Origin of the sequence: Nocardia sp. NBC_00511, from assembly GCF_045161165.1 — a bacterium.
Lineage (GTDB): Bacteria > Actinomycetota > Actinomycetes > Mycobacteriales > Mycobacteriaceae > Nocardia.
Genome location: NZ_CP107849.1, coordinates 300,721 through 325,710 on the forward strand (window position 1 = coordinate 300,721; position 24,990 = coordinate 325,710).

A 24,990-nucleotide genomic window follows, 5' to 3' on the forward strand; every position below is an offset into this window, starting at 1 on the left:
CTGAGGTTCAGGTTGAACCATGGCGGTATGTCCGAGAACAAGAAGAGAGCCCTGATCACCGGGGCATCAGCAGGGCTGGGGCGGGCGCTGGCGCTCGCCTTGGCCGCACACGATTGGGAGCTGATCCTCACCGCTCGCGGTAAGGACCGCCTCGACGAAGTCCAGGCCGCCACCGGAGCCACCGTCGTCGCGGGCGATATCGCCGATCCCGCGCACCGGCAACTCCTGGCTCAGGCGATCGGGGCCGGTCCGCTGGATCTGGTCGTCAACAATGCCAGCGCCCTGGGTCCGAGCCCGCTGCCGCCGCTGGCTAACTATCCCCTCGACGAGCTGGCCGCCTTGCTCGACACGAATGTGATTGCGCCCCTGGCGGTCATCCAGCTGACCCTGCCGCTGCTGCGTGAGCGCGACGGGGTGCTGGCCAATATCAGCTCGGATGCCGCGATCGGCGGCTACGAGGGCTGGGGCGGCTACGGCGCGTCCAAGGCCGCCCTCGATCAGCTCACCAATGTCCTTGCCGCCGAGCAACCCACGCTGCACATCTACAGCGTCGATCCGGGGGATATGCGCACGGAGATGCATCAGGCGGCCTTCCCCGGCGAAGACATCTCCGATCGCCCCGAACCGGAGACCGTGGTGCCCGCGCTGCTGCGACTGTTCCACTCGCGACCACCGAGCGGCCGCTATCTCGCTTCGGAAGTGCCGGTGGCGTCATGACCCTCGGAACCGACACCGTCGAGTTCCGGCTGCCCGCGGACCGTTCGGCGACCAGTCCGCCGGAGGCCAGGGGGCTGGCGCGCGACGAAGTCCGCCTGATGGTGTGCGACGCCGGAACGGTCACGCATGCCCGCTTCCGGGAACTGGGCTCGTATCTGCGGCCCGGAGATCTTGTGGTGGTGAACAATTCGGCGATGCTGAGCGCCGCCCTGGACGTGACGGTGCGGGGTGCGGCGGCGGTGCTGCACTTCTCGACCTGGCTGGACGACGGGCGCTGGGTGGTCGAGGTGCGCGATCCGCGCGGGACGCCGTGGGGCGGGCAAGCGCTGGAATCCGATGTCCGGGTGGCGCTTCCGGACGGTCATGCCGCCGTCCTGCGCGAACCGTGGCTGCCCGGCGGGACCCGGCTGTGGGTCGCCGAGGTGGATACCGAGGTGCGGGCGCTACTGGCGGCGTACGGCCGTCCGATCACCTATTCGTATGTGCCGCAGCGCTGGTCGGCGTCCTACTACCGCACCGTCTTCGGGATCGAGCCGGGCAGTGCGGAAATGCCCAGCGCCGGGCGGCCTTTCACCGCCGCCCTGGTGACCGAGCTGGTCGCGGGCGGGGTGGGCCTCGCGCCGATCACGCTGCACACCGGGGTGTCCTCACCGGAGACCGGTGAGCCGCCGAGTCCCGAACGCTTCGCGGTGCCGGAGATGACGGCCGGGCTGGTGAATGCCACGCACGCGGCGGGCGGCCGGGTGGTGGCGGTGGGCACCACCGTGACCCGCGCCCTCGAATCCGCCACGGCCGCCACGGGTCTGGTGCGGGCGCGGGCGGGCTGGACCGATCTGGTGCTCGACGGGGACCGTCCGGCCCGGGCGGTGGACGGGCTGATCACCGGATGGCACGCGCCGGGGGCATCGCATCTGCATCTGCTGGAATCGGTGGCCGGGGCCGAGGTGGTGCGGGAGGCGTACGCGGCGGCGCTCGACTCGGGATATCTGTGGCACGAATTCGGTGACACCGCGCTGCTTTTCCGGAGATGACCTGCCGCTCCCACTCGAGTTGAAGGGCATCGTTCCAGAATTGGACCCCGGTCGATGCAAGCTTCGGAATGGGGGCGTACGCTAACGTCTTCCGCTCGTCACGACCGCTCGTGCAGGGGTGTGAAGCTCCCTCTCGAGGGCGTCGGTACCCAGCCAGGATACGAGCGTTTGTCCTGGTAGGGAACGTTTATAGACGCTCGGATGAACTCCGGGGGCGGTCTTTGTCGCGTTCACCGGACTGGCATCGGCAGGTAATCCGACCTTCGCCCCGATGCATTCTGGGACTGGCTTGATCAAGCCATGACCACCACGGCAGCGTCGAATTCCAGCCTGCTCACCGCTGGTTCCGCACCCGCCCCTGTCGCGCCGCGCACGACGGGACGCTCCCAGTACTCGCTGGTCGTCTCCTCCGATGCCGAACACCGCGAGGCCGCGCAGCGGCTGCGCTACCAGGTGTTCGCCAACGAGCCGGGATTCACCATCCCCGACAACGGAACCGGTATGGACGCCGATCGTTTCGACGATCACTGCGACCACCTGCTGGTGCGCGACGAGCTCACCGAGCAGTTCGTCGGCTGCTACCGCATGCTGCCGCCGGACAAGGTGACCGCCGCGGGCGGCTACTACAGCGCCACCGAATTCGATTTGGCCGCACTGGATCCCGCCGGCAACCGGATCGTCGAGATGGGTCGCGCCTGCGTGGTGCCCGATCACCGCAACGGTTCGGTGCTCACCCTGATGTGGGCGGGCATCCTGCACTACATCCAGCTCACCGGCTACGACTGGGTGATGGGCTGCGTATCGGTCCCGATGCGGATGAATCCCGAGGACGAGCCCGGCGTGAACGTGCGCGGCGTCCGCGACATGCTGCTGCGCAAGCACGCACTGGAGACGGAACGCCATGTGCGCCCGTACAACCCGGTGGTCGTCGAGGGCCGCACCCTCGACGAGCTGACCGCTCCCGCCCGCCCGAAGCTGCCGCCGCTGCTGAGCGGCTACCTGCGGCTGGGTGCCCAGATCTGCGGCGAGCCCGCACACGACCCGGACTTCGCGGTCGCCGATTTCGTGGCGCTGCTCGGTCTGGAAACCATCAACACCCGTTACCTGGAGCGCCTGCAGGGCGCGGCCAACAGCCTGGACGCACGGTGATGCCCGATGATGCCCGCACTGCTCTCGCCCGCCGCCACGGGACTGGACTGTCCTCCCGCACCGGCACACGCACACTCCTGGATGCCGCATAGCCCCTGTGGCGCTTCCTGTGTCGACTCGCCCGACGAGGCCGGCACGCTGCGGGTGCTCGCCCGCCTGACCGGTGTCGCCGGGGTGCTGGTCAGCTTCCCGTTCGCCCGTCTGGCGACGCCCGCGCGGCGCCGTCCCACCCTGCAGCGTCACTACGCGCGAGCCCTGCTGGCCTGCTGCGGAATTCGGGTGCGCATCGTCGACAACCGCGGCCCCGAGGTTCCCGAGGGCGGCGTCCTGGTGGCGTCTCGGCATATCGGCTGGACCGATATCGTCGCGCTGACCGTGGTGGAGCCCACCAGCTTCGTCGCCCGTGCCGACCTGGTCGAGTGGCCGATGCTCGGCAATATCGCCAAGAAGGTCCGCGTCATCCCGATCGAACGCGAACGCCTGCGCGCGCTGCCCGACGTCATCGCCACCATGGCCGCGCGCCTGACCGCCGGTGAGCGCATCGGGTTCTTCCCCGAGGGCACCACCTGGTGCGGTCGTGCGCACGGCAGCCTGCGTCCCGCGCTGTTCCAGGCGGCCGTCGACACCGGTGTCGCGGTGCAGCCGATCCGGCTGCGTTACCTGGACCGGACCGGCGAATTGTCCACGGTCGCAGGGTTCGTCGGCGTCGACTCGCTCGGCGATTCCATCAAGCGGGTGCTGCGCTCGCGCGGTGTGGTGGCCGAGATCGTGCTGCAGCCGCTCGAGACTCCCGGCTCCGACCGCTTCGAGCTGGCTCGCCGCTGTGCGCGCGCCATCGAGGACGATGCCACCGAGCGCGCCTTCACCGATGTCATCCACGGCTCGGAGAACATCGCCGCGATCGGCACCGGCGCGGTCCGTCAGGCCGCGGTCGAGGTTCCGTCCGCGACCGTGTAGTAGCCGCGAAAACCGCCCCGGCACACCGTCTTCCCCCGGTGGCCGGGGCGGTTTTCGCGTGCTGTCAGGCGTTCACCACGTCGAGAAGTCTGCGCAGCGTGACGATTTGGTCCTCGAACGGGGTTTCCATCTTCGCGAGCAGGGTGGAGATTCCGGCTTCGCGGTAGCGGGTGACGCGGTCGGCGATGGTGTCCGGTGAGCCGACCAGGTTGGTGTGGCTGCCGAGTTCGAGGGGCACGGCGCGGCGGGCTTCGTCGCGATTGCCGGACTGCCAGAGTTCGGCGACCCGTTCCACCGCCGGGCCGTAGCCGAGGCGGGTGAAGGCCTCGTTGTAGAAGTTGCGTCCGGCCGCGCCCATCGCGCCGATGGTGAAGGCGTAGCCCTCGGCGTGGCGTCGAATGCGTTGCGCCGCATCGGCTTCGTCGTCGGCGAATTCGACGGCGACCGGGGCGACCAGGTCGAGATCGGCCAGGGTGCGCCCGGCGGATTGCGCGCCCTCGCGCAGCGGGTCGAGGAAGACTCCGGCGGCCTCGGGGATGAAGGCGTTGCCGAGCCAGCCGTCGGCGGCCGCACCGGTGAGTCGCAGGTTGGCCGGGCCCATGGAGGCGACGTAGACCGGCACGTCGCGAGGGGCGACCAGTGGCCGCAGGGCGCGTCCGGCGCTGTCGGGCAGCGGGAGTTGGTAGACGTCCCCGTCGTAGCTCAGTGGTTCACCACGGCTGATGATGCGCAGGATCTCGATGGTTTCGCGAGTGGTGGCAACGGGTTTGCGGAATCGCACCCCGTGCCAGCCCTCCATGACACGCGGCCCGGAGACGCCGATGCCGAGTTTGAAGCGCCCGCCGGAGAGCTCCTGCAGGCTCAGCGCCGAGGTGGCCAGCAGCGCGGGGGAGCGGGACCCGAGCTGAACGACGAAGGTGCCCAAGCCGATCGAGGTGGTCTTGGCGGCCAGGTATGCGAGCCCGGTGAGGGCGTCGTAGCCCCACACCTCCGGCACCCACAGTGAGGAGACCCCGAGTTTCTCGGCCTCCACGGCGAATTCGGCCGCGCCCGGCAGGCGGGGTTCGATGACGACGCCGACCTGCAGCGCTTTCGGGCTGGAATCCACTTCGACCATGTTCTATGTTATAGACCATAGAAAGTCTCGTTGGGAACCCCGAAAGGCTCACCGTGCGCTACCGCGACCAACCGACCGTCGAAGTTTCCGAACGGGTTTCGTGTACTCCCGCGCAGGCCTGGGCGCTGATCACCGATATCGCACTGCCGTCGCGGGTCTCCGAGGAACTCGAGACCGTCGAATGGCTCGGCGGCGCGGACCACGTCGAGCTGGGTGCGAAGTTCTGCGGCACCAATCAGCACAGCGCGCTCGGCGCGTGGAGCACGGAGTGCGAGGTCGTCGAGGTGGAGCCGGAACGTCGTTGGGTGTGGGCGGTGTACGGCCCGCAGGGTGTCAGCGCCACCTGGGGTTTCGAGATCGACCCCGGCAGCTCCGGCGTGATCGTGCGGCAGTGGGGCCGCATGGGTCCCGGGCCGTCGGGCCTGAACGTGGCCATCACCGCCATGCCGGACAAGGAGGCCCGCATCGTCGCCAATCGGTTGACGGAGTGGGAACGCAATATGCGCGCCAACCTGACCGCCGTCAAAGCGGCCGCGGAGGCCTAGCCGTGGCCGTCCGAGGTGAGACCAAACGCCGCATGCTGCTGGGCGGTGTGGCCCTGCTGCGGGAACGCGGCTCCGCCGGAGTGACCATCGACGCCGTTCTGGCCCGCACCGGCGCGCCCCGCGGCTCGGTCTACCACCACTTCCCCGGCGGCCGCCGCCAACTGCTCAGCGAAAGCCTCGGCCTGGCCGCCGACGCCATTGCCACCCTCATCGAGGACTCGGCGTCCGACAGCCCCGAACAGGCACTGCGCCGCCTGGTGGAATTCTGGCGAAAACTGCTCTCCGCCGGAGACTTCCAGGCCGTCTGCCCCGCCATCGCGGTGGCCGTCGGCGGCACCGAGGACGACCGCGCCCTCCACCCCGAGGTCGCCGAAATCCTCATCCGCTGGCGCACCGCCCTCGCCACCTCCCTCGCCGCCGCAGGCATTCCGCCGACCCGTACGGAAAGCCTTGCCAATCTGACCCTTTCGGCCATCGAGGGCGCCATCGTCCTGTGCCGCGTCACCCGCACCATGGACCCGCTCGATCAGGTCGCCGCGGAACTCGAAGCTCTCCTGACAGCCGCGGTGCCGAAAAGAGGCTGATCTCGCCACTGCGGCAATTGTTTCGCCGGTGGCTCTCCGCTGATCGGTGGTCGATCGGCGGAGAGCCACCGGTACCCAGATCGCCCGCGGCGCATGAGGGGCGCGCCAGGGACGACGTTGGATTTCGCCGCATCCCAATTGTGGGACGGGTAGGGGGAATTCGAATTGCTAGTGGCCATCCCCGTCGCGGCCCTCGCAGACTACAAGAATCTTCGGGATGCGGCGCGGCTCAGAAAGACGTCAAGATTTAATCTGGGCCCGATTGGATACCGTAAGGAACCCGTCGGTAAGCCGTTCTCGTGCACTATGTTTCGCGCTGATATCCGACGTGTTTCGGTGACATAACTGCAGGCCAGCAGTGTGCATCTGCTCTCGACTGCGGCGCCCGTCACTCTCTTCCGACTCGGTTTGACAACGTCGGGCTACCCCCACATGATTGGCAACGCCCGACAAGAACGCTCGTGTAATTCATTGAAATCAACTCGCCGAGTGTGCATTTCGGGCACAACTCTGCGCGCGGCACCTCATGCCGATGTTCGATGCAATTCCGAAGTACCGAGGAGAGATCCCAGATGAAATTCCGTAATGTCGCTGCGACCGCCACCATTGCCGTTGCGGCTCTGTCGATCACCGCTGTCACCGCGAACTCCGCCTATGCGGATCCCGCCAGCCCCTCGGTCGCCACGGATATCGCTCCCGGCATTCAGTACCAGGCCAGCGTCGTCGATCACGCCGTGGTCCTGACCACCGCCGCGGGCTCGATGTCGGTCAAGGACAACCTGTTCCAGATTCTCGACAGCAAGGGCGCGGCTGTCGCCACCCTGCCGATGAGCTACCAGAACAACGGTAAGACCTACCCGATCGCCGCCAAGATCGACGGCAACACCGCCACGCTGACGCCGAACGTCGACCCGCTGTCCGGTCAGCCGCTCGCCGCGGACACGCCGACGATCAAGGACATCGCCGCCGCCAAGGACATCGCCGCCGACAAGAGCGTCGACGCCACCGCCAAGGACGTCGACGCCACCGCCAACCCGAACTTCAACCAGGCGCTGACCAACCTGTCCGGCGCGGTCACCGTCGGCGTGGCGGTCGGCACCCTGATCGGCACCGCGATCGGCGCGACCATCGGCTGCATCGCGGGCGGGGCCATCCTCGGCGCCGGAGCCACCGTCGCCACCATCGGCACCCTGACGGTTCCGGGCGCGATCGGCGGCTGCCTGGTCACCGGTGCTGCCGCGGGCGCCATCGGCGCCGTGGCCGGCACCATCCTGATCGGCGGCCCCGTCGCCGCCGCGGCCCTGTTCCAGTTCGCCAGCGACCTGCTCTCGCCGCCCGCGCCTGCGCCCGCCAGCTGAGTGACCCGGCCACGTGGCGGTGACCCGAAAGGGCACCGCCACGTTGTCGTTGGCTGGCTGGCCGGTATCCGGTTCGAGGCCGACTTCCGGCCGCTCCCAGCGGGATTCCCCGGCACCCGGTGCGCGGGAATCTCCGGGGCGGTCGGTCGGTTGTGTCCGGGGTGTACGGAAGCGTGGAGGATTGCTAGGCGGCCGGGGGCTACCCCGAGGTTGCGCAGGTCAGCGATGGGTTAGGCTTTACCGGTCATGATGTCGGCTTTCCCGGGTCCAAGCACTGCCCAGACGGTCTACCTCGACCACGCGGCCACAACACCCATGTTCCCGGTCGCGGTCGAGGTGATGTGCCGCGCATTGGGGCTGACCGGCAATGCTTCCTCGCTGCACGGATCGGGGCGGGCGGCGCGACGGTTGCTGGAGGAGGCTCGGGAGTCGATCGCGGCGGGGCTGGGCGCGCGACCCTCGGAAGTGATCTTCACCTCGGGCGGCACCGAGAGCGACAATCTCGCGGTCAAGGGAATCTACTGGGCGCGCCGGGACGCGAACCCGCGCCGGACCCGGATTCTGGTCAGCGCGGTCGAACACCACGCGGTGCTCGACACCGTCGAATGGCTCGAACAGCACGAGGGTGCGCAGATCACCTGGCTGGAATGCGACGGCGACGGTGTGGTCTCGCCGCGCACGCTGCGCGAGGCGCTGGCCGCGCACGCCGAGGACACCGCGCTGGTGAGCGTGATGTGGGCCAACAACGAGGTCGGCACCATTCAGCCGATCCGGGAACTGGCCGCGGTGGCGCAGGAATTCGAGGTCCCCATGCACAGCGACGCCGTGCAGGCGGCCGCGCAGCTGCCCATCGATTTTGCTGAGAGTGGTTTGGCCGCAGCGAGTTTCGCCGGTCACAAGGTCGGCGGCCCGCACGGGTCGGGTGTGCTGCTGCTGGGCAGGCAGGTGCCCGCCGTGCCGATGCTGCACGGCGGCGGGCACGAGCGGGATCTGCGTTCGGGCACCTCGGATGTGCCCGCGGCGGCGGGACTGGCCGCGGCGCTGCGCGAGACCGTCGACGGATTGGTGATCCGCACCGCCGAACTGGAGCGACTACGCGACCGGATCATCAGCGGGGTCCGCGAGATCGTGCCCGACGCCATCCTCAACGGCACCACCGGCGATCGGCGGCTGCCGGGCAACGCCCACTTCACTTTCCCGGGCTGCGAGGGCGATTCGCTGCTGATGCTGCTCGACGCCGCCGGCATCGAATGCTCGACCGGATCCGCGTGCAACGCCGGTGTGGCCGGACCCTCCCATGTGCTGCTGGCCATGGGTGTGGAACCGGGACTGGCGCGCGGATCACTGCGATTCTCATTGGGACACAATTCGACCGACGCCGATATCGATGCCCTGCTGGCGGCGCTGCCGCAGGTGGTGGAGCGGGCGAAGGCGGCCGGAATGGCCGGAGCGAAGGGAGGCTTCTAGATGCGAGTACTTGCCGCGATGAGCGGTGGCGTCGATTCTGCGGTGGCTGCCGCCCGGGCTGTCGACGCCGGTCACGAGGTGGTCGGCGTGCACCTGGCGCTGTCGGCGAACCCGGGCACCCTGCGGACCGGTTCGCGGGGCTGCTGCTCCAAGGAGGACTCCGGCGATGCCCGCCGGGCCGCCGATCTGCTCGGAATCCCGTTCTACGTCTGGGATTTCGCGGACCGGTTCAAGGAGGACGTGATCGACGACTTCGTCGCCGCGTACGCCGCCGGTGAGACCCCCAACCCGTGCCTGCGCTGCAACGAGAAGATCAAGTTCTCGGCGCTGGCCGATCGTGCGGTGGCGCTCGGTTTCGACGCCGTGGTCACCGGGCACTACGCGCGGCTCGAGGACGGCGTGCTGCGTCGTGCCGTGGACCCCGACAAGGACCAGTCCTACGTGCTCGCGGTGCTGACCGCAGAGCAGCTCTCGCGCGCCATGTTCCCGGTCGGTGACACTCCCAAGCCGCAGATCCGCGCCGAGGCCGCAGAGCGCGGGCTGGCCGTGGCCAGCAAGCCCGACAGCCACGACATCTGCTTCATCCCCTCCGGTGACACCCAGGCGTTCCTGGGCGCGAAGATCGGCATCCGGCCCGGTGCGGTGCTCGACGCCGACGGGACCAAGCTCGCCGATCACGAAGGCGTGCACGGCTTCACCATCGGTCAGCGCAAGGGGCTGGGCCTGCCCGGTCCGGCCGCCGACGGCAAGCCGCGCTATGTCACCGATATCGACCCGGATTCCGGTGTGGTGCGCGTCGGTTCCGCCGCGGACCTCGAGGTGTGGACGGTGCTGGCTGACCGCGCCATCTGGACCTCCGGCGAAACGCCCAGCGGCGCCATCGAATGCGTCGTGCAGGTGCGCGCGCACGGCGGGCTCGCGGCCGCGGTCGTCGAGGCCGTCGACGGAGGCCTGGTGGTGCGGTTGCGGGAGCCGCTGACCGGTGTGGCTCGTGGCCAGGCGGTGGTGCTCTACCGCCCGGACGAGGCCGGTGACGAAGTGCTCGGCAGCGGCACCATCTCCGGGACCGAACGTGAAAGACATTCGTACGCAAGCGAACTGGTCTCGGATACCGCCCGGTGACGGAACGCCGCTCGCGCCTGCGCGCGAAGTCATATGTGTCGGAACAGAGTCGATCGGGTGCGGCGGATCGCACCGTGTGGCGCAGTGATCTGGCGCAACCGGCGGCGCTGCGGCCCCGGCGGTCTCCGCGCAAGCCGTGGCACGGACGCACCGGCTCCGGGTTGACCCGGGGTTCGGCGGACGATGTCGCTGACGAGCTCGAAACCGATGCGGCGGAACCGGATTCGGACGATCAGGCCGAGGAGCCGTCGGCGGAACCGGGCCCGGACCCCGCCGCCCGCGTCCGCGCGTCGGTCCCCGTCACCTCCTACACCGAGCGTGGTCGGATCGCCGCGGGTGCGGCGCAGTCCGGTGAGTTGGCCGGGGCCACCTGGGACTGGTTCGTGAACACGACCTGCTGGGACTGGTACGCGAATTCGAACGATGATCCCGGCGAATCCGGCGATGTCGACGAGTGACCTCGCGGTCGCCCGGTCGATGGTGAAGACATGTTGGCGGACACAGGTTTCGAAGTCGTGGAGCCGAATCGATCGGGGCGACCTGGATGACTGACGACACGACCGCGGGCGTGCTGCGCGGCGGTATCGCGACCGGCGTGGGCTCCTGGCCGGGCGCCGATCCGCGCGAGGCCGCCACCACCGTCGTCGGCGAGCTGGGTGAATTGCCGCATCTGGTGGAGCTGCCCGCGCGCGGTGTCGGCGCGGATATGGTCGGCCGGGTGTCGGAACTGCTGGTGGACATGCGGTTCGACAGCACCACCCGCGGCTACCGGCTCGCGGTCCGTCCCGGCGCGGTGTCGCGTCGTGCGCACGATCTGCTGCGATCCGACCTTGACGCACTCGAAGAGGCTTGGGAGACAGGCGGTTTCGTCGGGTCCGGGCATCCGGTGAAGGTGCAGGTGGCCGGTCCGCTGACGGTGGCGGCGGAGGTGGAGTTGCCGGGCGGGCACCGGGTGATCACGGATTCCGGTGCGCTGCGCGATCTTTCGGAGTCGCTGGCCGAGGGGATCGCCAATCATGTGGCGGAGGTCGGTAAGCGCCTGGGTACCGAGGTCGTCCTGCAGCTCGACGAGCCGCGGCTGACCGCGGTGCTGGACGGCACGCTGCGCGCCGTCAGCGTCATGAACACGGTGCGCGCCATGCCCGAACCCGAGGCGCTGCACGTGCTGGACCTGGTGATCGGGCGGCAGTCCGCGCCGGTGCTGGTGCACAGTTGCGCGGATCGGCCCGCGCTCGGATTCCTGCGCAAGACCGGGGCCGCCGGGGTCGGATTCGATCTGGCCACCATCGGGACCGGGGAACTCGACGCCATCGGCGAATTGCTGGACACCGGTAAGCGGGTGGTGCTCGGCCTGGTGCCGACGACCGCACCCGCCAAGCCGGTGACCTGGCAGCAGATCGCCGAACCCGGTGTGCGACTGATCGATCGGCTGGGTTTCCCGCGCCGGATGCTCGCCGAGCAGGTGCTGGTCTCGCCCGCCTGCGGGCTGGCCGGTGCGTCGCTGAGCTGGGCGCGGCAGGCGCTGAGTTTGGCCGCCGAGGTTGCTCGGGTGTACGCCGATGAGCCGGAGTCGCTCGACTTCGCTTAGCGGCCGGTGGTTTTCGCGGTCATATGCGTTCGAGGATATCCAGGGCGATGGCGACCGCGGCGGCATTGCTCTCGTCGTCATCCAGGGGTAGATCGCCCATCATGGACAGGCTCCAGCTGATCGCCAGCAATGCCTGGCGGGCGTGGAAGACGGCGAGGGGTTCGTTGCCGGGCGCGGTCATCAGATCGGCGAGTACCCGGAACTGGTAGCGCAGGCTGGTGCCGAAGCCGAGATCGCGGAAGGCGGGCTGGTTCTCGTGCCAGAACCGGATCATGTCCTTGCCGAGGCTGTGCAGTAGCGCCCCGTAGCGAATCACGATCTCGCGGGCGCGTTCTCGCCCGGGTGGTGCGGTCTGCGCCCACTGCACGATGTCGTCGATGCCGCCGCGCAGATCCTCCGACAGGCTCGCGACAATGTCTTCCTTGGTCCGGAAGTGGTAGTACAGCGCGGCTTTGGTGACGCCGAGCCGTTCCGCGATCTCCCGCAGCGAGGTCTTCTCGTACCCGCGTTCGGAGAACAGCTCCATGGCCACCGACCGGATCCGTTCCCGGGTATCGCTGCGTCGCCCGTCCATCGCTTCCTTCCAGTCATATGACCGGCGAAGAATTGCTTGACGACCGGCTAGTGGGAAGCCTAGCGTCTTCGCCATCGGCAGATACCTAGCCGGTCGACAAGTTAAAAATCTTCTGGGGAGAAAACATGACCGAGGCAGCAGCGAAAGTGCCGGTCGACGGCGTGGCAGTGACGGCGATCGGGGTGGCCGTCATCCGGGAGCGCGAATCCCTCCGCCCCGACCGCCTCTACAACGACCCCCTGGCCGCGGCATTCGTGACCGCCGCCCGCGCGGGCTTCGAACCGGACCGCTGGGCCCGCATGGAGGAGATCGCGGACCAGTTCTACGAGGGCCGCACCATCGGAGTCCGCCTGGTGGACGATCGATTCCGCGAGGCGATCGAGGCGGGCTGCCGCCAAATCGTCCTGCTCGGAGCAGGTTTGGACACCCGCGCCCACCGCATGTCCCTACCTGCGGACGTCCACGTCTACGAAATCGACCTCCCCGAACTGTTCGCCTTCAAGGAACCCGTCCTCGCCGCCGCCGGCGTCCCCCCGACCTGCCCGCGCCACGTCATCGTCGCCGACCTCCGCGAAGACTGGCGAACCCCCTTGCTGGCCACCGGCTTCCAACCCGACGTCCCCACCTACTGGGTGGATGAAGGCTCCCTCGGCTACCTGAACCAGGACTGGAACCGGCGTGTAGTCCGCACCATCACCGAATTGTCGGCCCCCGCAAGCCGTTTCGGCGCAGGCCGCATGGTCGTCGATCCCGACGCCCCGCAGTACCGCGCCCTCAAAGACTTCGTCGGCGAATCGAACTCCGCCCCTCGCAACCCGCCCCCGGATTTCGACGTCGAGGCCTGGCTCCAAGAAATCGGCTGGACAACAGAATTCCGCAGCTGGAACTCCATGACCGCCGACCTCCCCCGCCCCACCGGCACCCTCGACCCCCGAATCGGCAGCATCGCCGCAATCCGCCGCTGAGCGTCGCGCGCGATCAGTACTGCTGGCCCTTGGGTTTGCGGGAGCCGAAGTAGGGGCGGGCGCCGGGGTGGTCGAGTTGCCAGTGGTCGGGCTTGCCGGCGGGGTAGGCGACGGGGATCTGGTCGCCGGGGGCGGGCCACTGGAAGGTGTCCCAGGCGAAGCGGCCGTAGACCTCGTGGGCCACCACCGAGGGGCCGGAGATACTGCCGCTGAGGGTGACGTACTGCTCGCCGGGTTGATCGGGGCGGGGGCTGACGCCGGTGACGTAGAGGGTGCCGGATTCCAGGTTCACGGGGGAGCGGTTGAACAGGGTGCCGCTCGGGTTGCCGGGGACGGCGCGGGCGGCGCCGGTGCCGCGGCGGTAGTACATGACCGCCACGGCCAGGCCACCGGCGATCAGCAGGATGAACGTGAGCTGCATCAGCATGAAACCCATGCTAGGCGGGGTCGGACGCGGGCCGGTCCGGGTGGGCGCGGCCCGCGCGCTGACCGGGGGTTACTGCGCGGAGAGTTCCGAGACGCCCTGGTGGGTTCGGCGTAGTTGCCAGACCGTGGTGCGTTTGGACTGGGAGCGGCCGTTGCCGCGATCGATGAGGGTGCGGTTGGCGGTGGTGAAGATGAGCTGCGCGCCCTGGGTGTTGGTTTCCGGGTTCTGGAACAGCTGAATGAGGCTGTCGGCGGTTTCCGGGGTGAGGGCGGCGTCGATATCGTCGACGGCCAGCACACCGCCGGTGTCGAGGGCGTCGAGCATCGGCGGCAGCAGGCGCAGCATGGCGAGGGTGGCGCTGGATTCGTCGGTGATGTCGAAGGCGGTGTCGATGCCCTCGTGGCTGAGGCCCAGGCCGACGCCGCGGCGCGCCACCATCCGCGAGTAGAGCGCGTCGCGGGCGGCGTAGAGGTTCGCGAGCTCACGCTGCAGCAGGGTCAGGGTGATGCCGTGCTCGAGGAACATCTCCTCGGCGTAGCTGGTCGACAGCGTGCAGGACTCGATTTCCTTTGTGGTGGAGGCGATATCGGCGTCCAGGTCACGCAGGTAGTCGGCGTACATCGGGTCGTCGCTGGGCAGCAGCAGATCGGTGATGCCCAGGTCGGCGGAGCGCAGCAGGGTGAGCAGGCGGACCGCGTGATCGGTGGAGCGCGAGATGTGCGAACCCACCCGGTGCGCGAGCTCCTGCGGATCCGGTTGCCCGCACTGCACTTCCAGCAGCGACTGGAACCAGCGGTAGGCGGGCACCAGGGGTTCGGCGTAGAGCTGCCCGGACAGGCTGAGCAGCAAGGCATTCGGTCGCACCAGGGGCACCACCGCCCCCAGACCGTACCGGGCGGCCTCGAACATCGGCCCGATCCGAATATCGTCCCCGGCCCGCTCGAACACCACCCGCTTGCGATTGTGCGGATGCGAATGCAGCCATTCCGCCGCCACATCCGCATTGTCGAGCCGGAACCCGTAGGTGTACGGGCACCCCTCCGCGATGAAGTTCGCGACGAATTCCGAAGGCCGGTCCGCGAATCCGAGGTGCGGGGTGCGCACCGGTCCGGAGAAGGGATCCCACCCGGTCACCGAGTTCAACACCGAATCGCGCATCTTGTCCAGGGCGTCGATCAACCCGGACTTGCCGGTGGCAGCCGTCCCGTACACGGCGGTGACCGGCGTAGCGACTGGCCCGTTACCCCTGGTCAACCGCAACTCCTGCGGTTCGGCGAGGGACCGATGATTCGTCACCTGAAAACTCCGCAACACCTTGGACATCCTGCCGGTCGTGGGCCCGAAATGCGACTCACCTTATTCGGGCATCCGCCACGATCGACACGCATCCCCATCGAAACGTCCGATGCGCCCCGCCCGGCGTCGGCCGGCCGGACCCGCTGCGAGCCGCGGAAACCGGCTGCGCGACTACGGTTCGATGCGGATCGGGAGGCTGCGGAATCCGCGCAGCACCGGGCTCGGAATGCGAATCGGGTGTCCGGCCCGGGACAGTGCCGGGGCTCGGCGAGCCAGTGTTTCGAGGGCGGCGCGGGCTTCCATCCGGGCCAGCGCATTGCCGATGCAGTAATGGATGCCGACGCCGAACGCTATGTGGTCGTTGCTGTTTCGGTCGAGCCGGAACTCGTCGGGTGCGTCCCAGCGGCCGGGATCGCGGTTCGCGGAACCGACCAGCGGCAATACTCTCGCCCCGGCGGGGATCACCACCTCGTGCAGTCGTACCTCGGTCGTGGTGCACCGCAGCAGGCCCTGACCGGGACTGTCGTAGCGCAGTGTCTCCTCGACGGCGGCCGCGGCGAGTCCGGGCTCGGCGATGAGCTGCTGCCAGACGGCCGGACGATCGAGCAGGGCGTGCACGGCGTTGGACACCAGATTGGTGGTGGTCTCGTTGCCCGCGACCAGCAGCAGCACGCAGAACACGATCAGGTCCATGGTGCCGAGCACGCCGTCGGCGTCCGGGGTGACGAGCAGGCTGACCAGATCCTCGCCCGGGTGGCGTCGGCGCTGCCGGACCGTGCGCGCGAAGAACAGAGAGATCGCGGCCGCGCTGGTCGCCATGCGGCGGGTGTCGCCGCCGGTGAGCAGACCGTCGATCAGGTGGTCGGACCAGCGCTTGAAATCGTCGCGGCGGGCAGCCGGGATGCCCATCAGCTCGGCGATCACGATGGTCGGCAGCGGACTGGCGAAATCGCGTACCAGATCCACCGATTCGCCGCGCGCCGCCCGATCGGCCAGCTCGTCCATCAGCGATTCGGTGATCTCGCGAATACGTGGTTCCCACTGGGCGATTCGACGGGGAGCGAAGGCCCGGCTGACCTTCTTGCGCAACCGGGTGTGTTCGGGCGGATCGCTGGTGAGCAGCGTTCGAGTGGGCAGCACCCGGTCGATGAGCCGGGTCGCCCAGCCGGGCAACGACGTCGACGGATTGAACGGGTTGTCCGCGAAGTCACCCCCGGTTCCCGGATCGGAGGAGAAGCGGGTGGCATCGCGCAGGGCGAGGACGACGTCATCGTAGCGGCTCAGCAGCCACAGATCCGGTGCGGTCGAGTGGTGAACCGACGCGTGTTCACGGAGCCGGGCATAGTGCGGATAGGGGTCGGCGATCACGTCCGGATCATTGAGATCGAATGCGACGGTGCCGGTTTCGGTCATGGGGATACCCCTGCTCGGTGAAAGGCGCAGCGCCTCATCGAGAATGCGGTCCCGAATACTGCCCCCCACGGGTTATCCAATCAACTGCTTGGATATCCCCACCATGCGCTTGTGCGCGATCCCGCGGAACGCATCGCGCGGGTTGTGGCCGAAACCCGCCACGCCAGGCCGGGTTCGGTGCCAGGACGGTTGATCTGCCGGTGAATGAGCTGGCGGTCAGCGCAATTGGCCGTAGGCGTGGGTGGGGGTGAGGCGGACTACGGTGCGGCGGTCGGCGACCATGGCGCGGCGGTAGTCGTCCCAGTCGGGGTGTTCGCCGGTGAGGGCTCGGTAGTAGGCGACGAGTTCGTCCACGGTGGGGTCGTGGGGGTCGGTGGCTACCGGGGCCAGCTCGGCTTCGCCTTCCAGGACGGCGTAGGACCAGAAGTCGTCGGAGGTGAGGTGCAGGGCGGCCCAGGGGTCGCGGCGGAGGTTGTGGAACTTGGCGCGGTCGGCGGTGATGGAGACGCGCAGGATGCCGTCGTCGCCGACCCAGTGCAGGACGTTGGACAGTTGCGGGCGGGTGTCGCGGCGGATGGTGGTGAGGACCGACTTCTGGTGGGCGCGGGCGAAATCCAGGGCGGCGGTGAGGTCCATGCGGGGTGCAACCCGGGGGTCGCGGGGGCTGTTCCCGGGGGCGGGGAAATCCGTCAGATAGGCGCGCGACGTGCGGGAATGTTGATCGAAGGTGTCGGTCGGCTGGGTTAGGGTGCGTGGTGTGAGCGAAACGGGCATGGAGATCAGCGGGGTGGCCGGGGGCGAGCAGGCGGCGGCCACCGGGGACGAGCGGGTCGAGTGGCAGCGGCTGGCGGAAGAGGTTCGCGACCACCAGTTCCGCTACTACGTGCGGGACGCGGCGATCATCACCGACGGCGAGTTCGACGTGCTGTTCAACCGCCTCGTCGCGCTCGAGGACGCGCACCCGGATCTACGCACCCCCGATTCGCCGACCCAGGTGGTGGGCGGCGGGTTCACCACCGACTTCCAGGCCGTCGACCATCTCGAGCGGATGTACTCGCTGGACAACGTGTTCAACGAGGACGAGATGCGGCAGTGGGTCGCCAAGGTGGAGGCCGACGCGGGCACCGACATCCACTATGTGTGCGAGGTGAAGATCGACGGCGTCGCCCTCAACCTGGTGTACGAGGACGGCAAGCTGGTGCGCGGCGCCACCCGCGGCGACGGCCGCACCGGTGAGGACGTCACCCTCAATGCCCGCACCATCGAGGACATTCCGCACGAGCTCATCCACAGCGACGACTTCCCGGTGCCGAAACTGCTGGAGGTGCGCGGCGAGGCGTTCATGACGCTCGCCGATTTCGAGGCGCTCAACGCGCAGATCGTCGCGGAAGGCAAACCGCCGTACGCGAATCCGCGCAATACCGCGGCCGGTTCACTGCGGCAGAAGGATCCGGCGGTGACGGCGCGGCGGCGGCTGCGGATGATCTGCCACGGTTTCGGGCGACTGGAAGGGTTCGCGCCGGAATCGCAGTTCGAGGCGTATCGGGCGCTGGCGTCGTGGGGGCTGCCGGTGTCGGCGCACACGGTGCGGGTGCGGGGCGCGGACGCGGTGGTCGACCGGGTGAACTACTGGGGCGAGCACCGCCATGACATCGAGCACGAGATCGACGGCCAGGTCGTGAAGGTCGACGAGTTCAGCCTGCAGCGCCGCCTGGGTTCCACCTCGCGCGCCCCGCGCTGGGCCATCGCCTACAAGTATCCGCCGGAGGAGGCCACCACCAAACTGCTCGACATTCAGGTGAATGTCGGTCGTACCGGCCGGGTTACGCCCTTCGCGGTGATGGAGCCGGTGACGGTGGCGGGCTCGACGGTCGCCATGGCGACCCTGCACAACGCCTCGGAGGTGCAGCGCAAGGGTGTGCTGATCGGCGACACCGTCACCATTCGCAAAGCCGGAGACGTGATTCCGGAGGTGCTGGGCCCGGTGGTGGATGCCCGCGACGGGACCGAGCGGGCCTTCGTGATGCCGACGCACTGCCCGGAATGCGGCACCGAGCTCGCGCCCGCCAAGGAGGGTGACGCGGATATTCGCTGCCCCAACCAGCAGTACTGTCCGGCGCAGCTGCGGGAGCGGGTGTTCCATGTGGCCGGGCGCGGCGCGTTCGATATCGAGGCGCTGGGTTATGAGGCCGCCATCGACCTGCTCAAGTCGGGTGCCATCGCCGACGAGGGCGACCTGTTCTCGCTCGACGCGGACACGCTGCTCACCACCACGCTGTTCACCAACAAGAACGGCACGCTCTCCGCGAACGGCAAACGGCTGCTGGAGAATCTGGACTCGGCCAAGTCCCGCCCGCTGTGGCGAGTACTGGTCGCCCTGTCCATCCGGCATGCCGGTCCCACCGCCGCCCGCGCCCTGGCCACCGCCTTCGGCTCCATGGACCGGATCCGCGAGGCCTCCGCCGAGGAACTCGCCGCCACCGACGGCGTCGGCCCCACCATCGCGGCGGCGGTCACCGAATGGTTCACCGTCGCTTGGCATCTCGACATCGTCGACAAATGGGCGGCGGCGGGCGTCCGGATGGAGGACGAGCGCGACGAATCCATCGACCGCAACCTCGAGGGCCTGTCCATCGTGGTCACCGGCTCGCTCGAGGGTTTCACCCGCGACGGCGCCAAGGAGGCCATCCTGATCCGCGGCGGCAAGGCGGCCGGATCCGTCTCCAAGAAAACGGCTTTCGTGGTGATCGGCGACGCCCCGGGCACCAAGGCCGCCAAGGCGGAGGAGCTCGGTGTTCCCATCCTCGACGAGGCCGGTTTCGTGAGGCTGCTCGCCGAAGGCCCGGACGCCTTCGCGCCGCCCACCGTGGCGACGGTCGGCGAATCGGACGAATAGGTCCGCAGTGCAACGGAACTCGCCGAGTCACGGCGGATCCATGGTGAAGAGTGCGCGTCGGAAAACCGAAGTGCGTGATGCGGTGGGTCGGTAGCGTTGCCCGCATGGCTGGTGTCCGAGCGCGGCTGGCGGAATTGGGATCGGCGCTGCCGGAGGTGAATCCGCCGAAGGGGATCTATGTTCCGGCCGTGCGCAGCGGGGTGCTGGTCCACGTGGCCGGTCAGGTGCCCATGGTGGCCGGTCAGGTGGTCGCGGCCGGACGGGTCGGCGCGGAGCTGACCACGGCGGCGGCCGCCGAGTTGGCTCGGCGGTGTGCGCTGTCGGTGCTGGCGGCGGTGTCGACTGTCGCGGATGTCGATTCGGTGGTGCGCGTGGTCCGGGTCGCGGGGTATGTGGTGTCCGCGCCCGGATTTCACGATCAGTTCGAGATCGTTTCGGCGGCAGGGGATCTGCTGGCCGAGGTCTTCGGTCGATCGGCGATGGGGGTGTGCACCGCCGTCGGTGTGCCCGAGCTCCCGCTGGGTGCGCCGCTGGAGCTCGAGGTCACCGTCGAACTGGCCGGGTGAAGACCGGGTTCAGGGATTCGGTTGGGCGGCTGCGGCTTCGATGGCGACGGCGGTGCCGCTGACCGAGATGCCCGACGCCGGGTCGGCGGGGATGCTCACGGTGATGGTGCCGGGGCGGCCCATGTCCGCGCCCTGGTGCACGGTGAGCGTGGCCGGGACATCGACGAGACCGAGTTCGCGCAGGTAGCCGCCGAGGGCCGCAGCGGCCGCGCCGGTGGCCGGATCCTCGTGGATACCGCCGGGCGGGAACGGATTGCGGGCGTGGAATTCGGTGGGACCCGCGCGCCGGACCAGGTCGATGGTGGTCCAGGCGTGCTCGCGCATGAGGGCGGCCAGCGCGTCGAAGTCGTAGTCGAGGTCGGCGAGGCGGCCGCGGGTGCGGGCGGCGATGATCGGATGCCAGGCTCCGGCGTAGGCGACGCGCGGCGGCAGCAGCGGATCGAGATCGTCCGGGTGCCAGTGCAGGGCGGCCAGCAGCGCGGCGAGTTCGGGCCCCAGTGGGCGGGTGCGCGGCGGGACCGAGGTCAGGGTGGCGACCATGGACCCGTCGGCCTCGCGATGGGTGCGGACGGGGATGGGCCCGGCCGCGGTCCGGAACAGCAGTTCGGCGGGACCGTGGCGTTCGGCGTGGGCGACGGCGGTGGCGATGGTGGCGTGTCCGCAGAACGGCACCTCGACCAGCGGGCTGAAATACCGGACGTTCAGCACGTTTTCGGCTTCGGGGACGGCGAAGGCCGTCTCGGAGTAGCCGACCTCGGCGGCGGTGGCGAGCATGGTGTCGGTGTCCATACCGGTGGCGTCGAGGACCACCCCGGCCGGGTTGCCGCCGGCCGGGTTCGCACTGAATGCCGCGTAGCGCAGGATTCGCATGGCACGAAGGTAGCGTGACCACCGTGGACCGCAGCGGGATTTCGAAAACCTAACCCCAGGTGAGCAATTCGCCCGAGTCGGTCAATCCGACCGCGAATCCCAGGGCGATGCGCCGATCGCCGTGACTCGGCAGCACCGCGTGGAAGTTGCGCGGATCGAACAGCAGGGCCTGACCGATTCGCGGTTGCAGCACGAAGGATTCGGCGTCGCCGACCACATCCCGCTGATATCCGTACGAAGCGGGCAGGCGGAATTCCTCGTCCCCGGGAGCCCAGCGGTGCCGCCACACGACGGTCTGTCCGCCGCGTTCCGGAACACTCAAATAGAGATTGAACGCGAACTGCGCCACCAGATGATCATCAACCAATCCGTCGGCGAATTCCCGAATGGAATCATCGAAATGGACCTGGAATCCCTGATTCGGTTCCCGCGCCACTCCGGCCCCGAGTTCGCGCCGATCATGGTGTGCGACGCGAACCCGCCCGGGCCAGCGTGCACCCAGGCCGCTGCGGCACAGTTCGAACGGATCGTGGTCGAGGTCGAGCTCCGACCACGCCGCATTGCTGGAATCCAATGCCTTCCAGTAGGTCTCGTCGAGTGCCCCTTCCACCCGGTGATCACTCACTCCCACCCCGAAGCGAAAGACCGGCGGATCCACCCGTCTGGTGTCGTAGGCGTCGAACGGCACCCGCCGCAGCGCGGCGAGCAACTCCGAACATGTCTGTGCCGGAAGGAAATCGGCCACTTGCACGGCCGCATACCGACCGGCCGCCAAACCGGCGATGTGGTCACGGTCGAATCCGGTGGCCGTCACGGCCACGAAGAACGGATCGCGGGCGCGAACTGATGTCATATCCACCTGCCCCCAAGGGTTGAATTGCATTACATGCCACACCCAGGCAGGTCGAGGTTCTCACAGTTCGGGCAGCATCAAGCCCGATTGAGCCGTTTCGAGATATAGGTAACGTTCGCCGAATAGTGGCTGTCAGGGGCTGGTTCGGCCGAGCGGTGGAGTGTTGTCGAGCTCCGGCATTCGGCGGTCACCATCCAATGTGGTTCGTACCAGTTGGCGAGCAATATCGCGTAGGCGCTGTGTGCGAATCGAGAGATCGATCGTGTCGGTAGAGATCGATGAGTCTTCGAATTCGTTATCGGACCGTATCATTTCGGCCCCTCCCGCCGTGCGGACGATACTGGTGTCGATGGCCATACTCAACACAACGCCACTGATGTCGAAAGTGTTAGCGCTGACGCGATTTACGGTACATCACCTGCATCACAGTCGTCCGGCGGTTCGGTGTGCTCGGACGATGCTTCTGGAGTGTCGTTCGGTGGTTCGAGCGGTTCGGCCTGCTGCCGCCGCAGTTGCTCCCGAATGTCCCTGAACAGTTTCATTATTCGTTCCGAGAGTGGATCGGCGGGGTCGAGCTGATCGGCGGCCTGCTGCCGGATCCGGTCCACGATCTCGTAGGCCTCGTCGAGCCGGCCCAGTCCGAGCAGGGCGATCGCGAGGGTGCGCTGCATGGAGATCGACCAGCGCATGACCGGGCTCTCCACCGGGTTCGCCGGATTCCCGACCAGATCCAGCGCGAACCTCGCCTCGGCCTCCGCGTCGGCGTACCGCTCCAGCTCCAGCAGGCAGCGCGCCAATGTGTGCCGCACCCAGAGGGTTTCCGGCCGGGTTCCCGGCCAAGTGCGCACGCTGACCGCGAGGATTTGCCGGAGCTGGGGCAATGCCTCGGCGGCACGGCCCTGATAGATCAGCGCCCGCGCGAGGCTGCGCCGGACCACCAGTGTGTCGGAGTGATCGAAACCCCTTACCCCGCGCTCCAATTCGACGATCGCCAGCAGCTCGGTCTCGGCCTCGCGCGCGCGACCCTCCTGTTCGAGGATGGCGCGGGCGAGCTTGTGCCGACTGGCGAGCGTGTCGGCATTGCGGCCGCCGCCGGGCAGCTTGGCGGTGCGCTCGATGACGATCTCCCGGAACATCCGTTCGGCGGTCTCCCGATCGCCGCGCTCGAGCGCGATGCGGGCCTTCTCGTGCCGGATGGACAGGATCTCCGGATCGTCGATATCCAGCAGGCATTCATCGCAGCGGTCGATGATGGCGTCGGCGAGTTCGCTGGCTGGATTGAGGAATCCGCGCGCGATCAGGTATCGCAGCGTCATGCGCGCCAGTTCGATGGCCTGGGCGACCGGGTCGTGCTCGGAGAGCGGCCGGGGGCCGACCAGCGCGGTGCGCGCGGCCTGGTTGGAGTGTGCGACGAGCCGGTTCCACAGCGGCCAGTTCGTGGGATCGTCGGGGTCGTGGTCGGCCACCGCGGCCGCGACCATCGTGACCGCCAGGGTGTAGTACTCCGCCGCTCGTTCGACCACATCGGGGTCCTCGCGGAGCAGATGGTGGTATTCGGGGTGCAGGGTCAGTAGATGATCTATGTCGCTGCCGGTTTCGGTAGGTGACGACAGTAGTTGCACCAATCCGACATTCGTGAGTTCCTTCAGCGCACCCAGCGCCTGCCTGGTGGTGAGTTTGCCGAGCAGCTCGGAACGGGCCAGCGTATTCGTCTGTAGGAGCAGGTAGTACGGGATGGCCGCGGTATCCAGACAGGACAGCAGCTTCAGCAGCCGGGGTGCGTCGTGGCTACCGCGATCGACCGCCAGGGTGAGCGACATGTCGATCACGCCTCGGGTGAGATTCAGGCCCAGGGCCTCATCCAGCTCGCCGGGCGACTCCTCGGTCGATTCCCAACGGCTTTGCAGTGCAAGGCGATAGGTCTGGAAGTTGCGTACCGGCCGCGGGCCCTGGTAGATCACGTTGCGGTTGGCGGATTCGAGATGCACGCCCGCCTGCCGCAACCGCAGCGGCAACCCGCCCAGCTCCGTCGACAGCTCGCGGGCGTCGAGCACGCTACCGCCGGCGCGGAAGATGTCGCGCAGCACCGCGGCCCCGGCAAAGGATTCCAGTGTCGGGATCCGGTGCACGCGGCTGTTGGGTGTCCACACCGATTCGTCCCCCTGACGACTGGTGACCACGACGCGCCCGTAATCGTTCTCGGGTTCGCGCAGCCAGCCGACGCCGTCACCGATGTGCTGTCCCGGGGCGGCCAGTCGTTCCGGCTTGTCGGCATTGTCGAAGATCAGCAGCCAGGGTCTGCGCTGTTCGTTCAGCAGACTCCAGACCAGCTCGGCCGGACTCGCGATGCCCATCCACGCGCGTTCGATCGGGTTCTCCGGTGCGCCCAGCAGGGTCGCCACCTGCCGCATGCATCCGTTGAGTCGTTCCATCCGGATCCACCAGACCATCTCACCCGCGCGTTTGGCGCGCTGCGCGATCTCCAGGGCCAACCGGGTCTTGCCGACGCCGCCCTCACCGCTGAGCACGTGCACCCTGGTGGTGTGGTCGTGGTCGATGTCGGCCAGCAGTTGGTCGCGGCCGCGGATCGGATGCTTCATATCGGCCCAGGGCGGGGTGACCGGTTCCGAGAGTTGTTTACCACTACCGGATTCGGTGACGCGCGGATCGATCTCGTCCTGATCGGAACCGGTGCGCTGCTGCTGGTGTGCTGTGGCGGCGACGGTCGTCAATACACGTTTCAGTACCCGGAAGGCGGTGTCGTCCGCGGGTGTCGGGCGGATGAGCGAGGAGTGGTCGCCGGGTACCACGCCGGTCTCGATGAAGCCGAAGGTGGCGATCTCGGCGGGGACGATGCCGTCCTCGTTGCCGCCGTAGGCCGCGATCGGGATTCGCCACTCGGTATCGGTGTTGTTCTGCGCGAAGACGATTCGTTCGATCACCGTCTGGTGTGCGGCGAGGACTTCGCGGTTGAACGGGCGGAGTTTGTCTTCCTGCGGATTTCGCCAGAACCAGGCGCCGCGCCGCAGCGACAGCATGAACTCCGACCCGGTGGTCGGGCACGCGTACATGACGATCTGCCGAATGCGGCTGAGTTCCTGGATTTTTCGCGCGTGGCAGGCGTCGGCCAGTAGCTGTTTCACCACCAGTCCGCCTTGGCTGTGCGTCACCAATACCAACGGGTCGGCATTCGCGAGGGTGTTGTCCAGGTAGGTCTTCAACTGCTCGCCGATGGCGGACAGATCAGGGATGCGGCGGTCGGGACGGAACATGAATTTCGGTGAGGGATACCGGAAATAGTGCAGTTCGACCAGTTCGCGTAGCTCCTCGTCGGCTTCGATGAAACGGGTCATCGCGGACCAGGTATCCGGTGACGAGAACAACCCGTGCACGAATACGACGTGAACCCCCATGGCGAACCTCTTCGGTCGATCGCAGCCGAACGTCACCCTTCCTAACAGATCCCCCCGACACCGAGGTGTGTTTCCCGTTGCG

At 68.2% G+C, this 24,990-nt stretch carries 24 protein-coding genes; 14 read left to right on the plus strand and 10 right to left on the minus strand.

The window, feature by feature from the left end:
• The first annotated feature begins 27 nt into the window (after positions 1-27).
• The 4 genes from OG300_RS01435 (at position 28) to OG300_RS01450 (ending at position 3,854) form a co-directional block, all read left to right on the plus strand.
• Positions 28-717 (plus strand): SDR family NAD(P)-dependent oxidoreductase, encoded by a 690-nt coding sequence (locus OG300_RS01435; RefSeq protein WP_405491296.1) that lies wholly within the window; start codon positions 28-30, stop codon positions 715-717.
• The gene (locus OG300_RS01440; protein ID WP_405491298.1) at positions 714-1,748 is read left to right on the plus strand and encodes an S-adenosylmethionine:tRNA ribosyltransferase-isomerase; all 1,035 of its coding nucleotides are present in this window, start codon (positions 714-716) and stop codon (positions 1,746-1,748) included. Before OG300_RS01435 ends, OG300_RS01440 begins: the two co-directional genes overlap by 4 nt.
• A 300-nt stretch (positions 1,749-2,048) precedes the next feature.
• A complete protein-coding gene (locus OG300_RS01445) occupies positions 2,049-2,897 on the plus strand; it encodes a GNAT family N-acetyltransferase (protein ID WP_405491300.1) in 849 nt (282 codons plus the stop codon).
• Between the two features lie 81 nt (positions 2,898-2,978).
• Positions 2,979-3,854 carry a lysophospholipid acyltransferase family protein gene (locus tag OG300_RS01450; protein WP_405491302.1) on the plus strand — a complete coding sequence of 292 codons (876 nt, stop codon included), beginning with the start codon at positions 2,979-2,981 and terminating at the stop codon, positions 3,852-3,854.
• A gap of 64 nt (positions 3,855-3,918) precedes the next feature.
• On the opposite strand, the gene OG300_RS01455 is transcribed toward OG300_RS01450, so the two are convergent.
• Positions 3,919-4,971: an LLM class flavin-dependent oxidoreductase gene (locus tag OG300_RS01455; RefSeq protein ID WP_405491304.1), complete on the minus strand. Its 1,053-nt coding sequence runs from the start codon at positions 4,969-4,971 to the stop codon at positions 3,919-3,921.
• A gap of 53 nt (positions 4,972-5,024) precedes the next feature.
• Here OG300_RS01455 and OG300_RS01460 point away from each other — a divergent pair, with 53 nt between their 5' ends.
• A complete protein-coding gene (locus OG300_RS01460; protein WP_405491306.1) occupies positions 5,025-5,516 on the plus strand; it encodes an SRPBCC family protein in 492 nt (163 codons plus the stop codon).
• A 2-nt stretch (positions 5,517-5,518) separates the two neighbouring features.
• Positions 5,519-6,100, plus strand: coding sequence for a TetR/AcrR family transcriptional regulator (locus OG300_RS01465; protein ID WP_405491308.1), 582 nt, complete (start codon positions 5,519-5,521; stop codon positions 6,098-6,100).
• Positions 6,101-6,488: 388 nt separating this feature from the next.
• Here OG300_RS01465 and OG300_RS01470 read toward each other — a convergent pair whose 3' ends face one another.
• On the minus strand, positions 6,489-6,707 hold the full coding sequence (locus tag OG300_RS01470; protein ID WP_405491310.1) for a zf-TFIIB domain-containing protein: 219 nt from the start codon (positions 6,705-6,707) through the stop codon (positions 6,489-6,491).
• Here OG300_RS01470 and OG300_RS01475 point away from each other — a divergent pair.
• From OG300_RS01475 to OG300_RS01495, 5 genes are all read left to right on the plus strand, one after another.
• Entirely contained in the window at positions 6,673-7,458 is a 786-nt protein-coding gene (locus OG300_RS01475) for a hypothetical protein (protein ID WP_405491312.1), read from the plus strand. The genes OG300_RS01470 and OG300_RS01475 overlap by 35 nt on opposite strands.
• A gap of 246 nt (positions 7,459-7,704) precedes the next feature.
• Positions 7,705-8,925 (plus strand): cysteine desulfurase family protein, encoded by a 1,221-nt coding sequence (locus OG300_RS01480; RefSeq protein WP_405491314.1) that lies wholly within the window; start codon positions 7,705-7,707, stop codon positions 8,923-8,925.
• On the plus strand, positions 8,926-10,047 hold the full coding sequence (gene mnmA, locus OG300_RS01485; protein WP_405491316.1) for a tRNA 2-thiouridine(34) synthase MnmA: 1,122 nt from the start codon (positions 8,926-8,928) through the stop codon (positions 10,045-10,047). It abuts the gene before it with no gap.
• Positions 10,044-10,505 (plus strand): hypothetical protein, encoded by a 462-nt coding sequence (locus tag OG300_RS01490; RefSeq protein WP_405491318.1) that lies wholly within the window; start codon positions 10,044-10,046, stop codon positions 10,503-10,505. Before mnmA ends, OG300_RS01490 begins: the two co-directional genes overlap by 4 nt.
• Positions 10,506-10,591: 86 nt before the next feature.
• Positions 10,592-11,635, plus strand: a complete 1,044-nt coding sequence (locus OG300_RS01495; RefSeq protein ID WP_405491320.1) for a methionine synthase — start codon at positions 10,592-10,594, stop codon at positions 11,633-11,635.
• Between the two features lie 19 nt (positions 11,636-11,654).
• On the opposite strand, the gene OG300_RS01500 is transcribed toward OG300_RS01495, so the two are convergent.
• Positions 11,655-12,209, minus strand: a complete 555-nt coding sequence (locus tag OG300_RS01500) for a TetR/AcrR family transcriptional regulator (RefSeq protein ID WP_405491322.1) — start codon at positions 12,207-12,209, stop codon at positions 11,655-11,657.
• 125 nt (positions 12,210-12,334) lie between these two features.
• Between OG300_RS01500 and OG300_RS01505 the strand changes: the two genes are divergently transcribed.
• Positions 12,335-13,174, plus strand: a complete 840-nt coding sequence (locus tag OG300_RS01505; RefSeq protein WP_405491324.1) for an SAM-dependent methyltransferase — start codon at positions 12,335-12,337, stop codon at positions 13,172-13,174.
• A 13-nt stretch (positions 13,175-13,187) separates the two neighbouring features.
• Here the strand turns inward: OG300_RS01505 and OG300_RS01510 are convergent, their stop codons facing one another.
• The 4 genes from OG300_RS01510 to OG300_RS01525 all read right to left on the minus strand — a co-directional run bounded on the left by OG300_RS01510 (position 13,188) and on the right by OG300_RS01525 (position 16,946).
• Positions 13,188-13,544, minus strand: a complete 357-nt coding sequence (locus OG300_RS01510) for a hypothetical protein (RefSeq protein ID WP_405498872.1) — start codon at positions 13,542-13,544, stop codon at positions 13,188-13,190.
• Between the two features lie 126 nt (positions 13,545-13,670).
• Positions 13,671-14,897 (minus strand): ATP/GTP-binding protein, encoded by a 1,227-nt coding sequence (locus OG300_RS01515; RefSeq protein ID WP_405491326.1) that lies wholly within the window; start codon positions 14,895-14,897, stop codon positions 13,671-13,673.
• A gap of 171 nt (positions 14,898-15,068) precedes the next feature.
• Positions 15,069-16,310 (minus strand): cytochrome P450, encoded by a 1,242-nt coding sequence (locus OG300_RS01520; RefSeq protein ID WP_405491328.1) that lies wholly within the window; start codon positions 16,308-16,310, stop codon positions 15,069-15,071.
• A 216-nt stretch (positions 16,311-16,526) separates the two neighbouring features.
• Positions 16,527-16,946 carry a PPOX class F420-dependent oxidoreductase gene (locus OG300_RS01525; protein ID WP_405491330.1) on the minus strand — a complete coding sequence of 140 codons (420 nt, stop codon included), beginning with the start codon at positions 16,944-16,946 and terminating at the stop codon, positions 16,527-16,529.
• A 136-nt stretch (positions 16,947-17,082) separates the two neighbouring features.
• Here OG300_RS01525 and ligA point away from each other — a divergent pair, with 136 nt between their 5' ends.
• Together ligA and OG300_RS01535 are read left to right on the plus strand one after the other, a co-directional pair.
• Positions 17,083-19,206: an NAD-dependent DNA ligase LigA gene (ligA, locus tag OG300_RS01530; protein WP_405498873.1), complete on the plus strand. Its 2,124-nt coding sequence runs from the start codon at positions 17,083-17,085 to the stop codon at positions 19,204-19,206.
• A gap of 104 nt (positions 19,207-19,310) precedes the next feature.
• Entirely contained in the window at positions 19,311-19,772 is a 462-nt protein-coding gene (locus OG300_RS01535; RefSeq protein ID WP_405491332.1) for a RidA family protein, read from the plus strand.
• 9 nt (positions 19,773-19,781) lie between these two features.
• Here the strand turns inward: OG300_RS01535 and OG300_RS01540 are convergent, their stop codons facing one another.
• From OG300_RS01540 to OG300_RS01550, 3 genes are all read right to left on the minus strand, one after another.
• Complete coding sequence (locus tag OG300_RS01540; RefSeq protein ID WP_405491334.1) at positions 19,782-20,642, minus strand: PhzF family phenazine biosynthesis protein; 861 nt, start codon at positions 20,640-20,642, stop codon at positions 19,782-19,784.
• 49 nt (positions 20,643-20,691) lie between these two features.
• Complete coding sequence (locus tag OG300_RS01545) at positions 20,692-21,495, minus strand: 2OG-Fe(II) oxygenase (protein ID WP_405491336.1); 804 nt, start codon at positions 21,493-21,495, stop codon at positions 20,692-20,694.
• Positions 21,496-21,899: 404 nt separating this feature from the next.
• The gene (locus OG300_RS01550) at positions 21,900-24,908 is read right to left on the minus strand and encodes an alpha/beta fold hydrolase (RefSeq protein WP_405491338.1); all 3,009 of its coding nucleotides are present in this window, start codon (positions 24,906-24,908) and stop codon (positions 21,900-21,902) included.
• Positions 24,909-24,990: the final 82 nt, after the last annotated feature.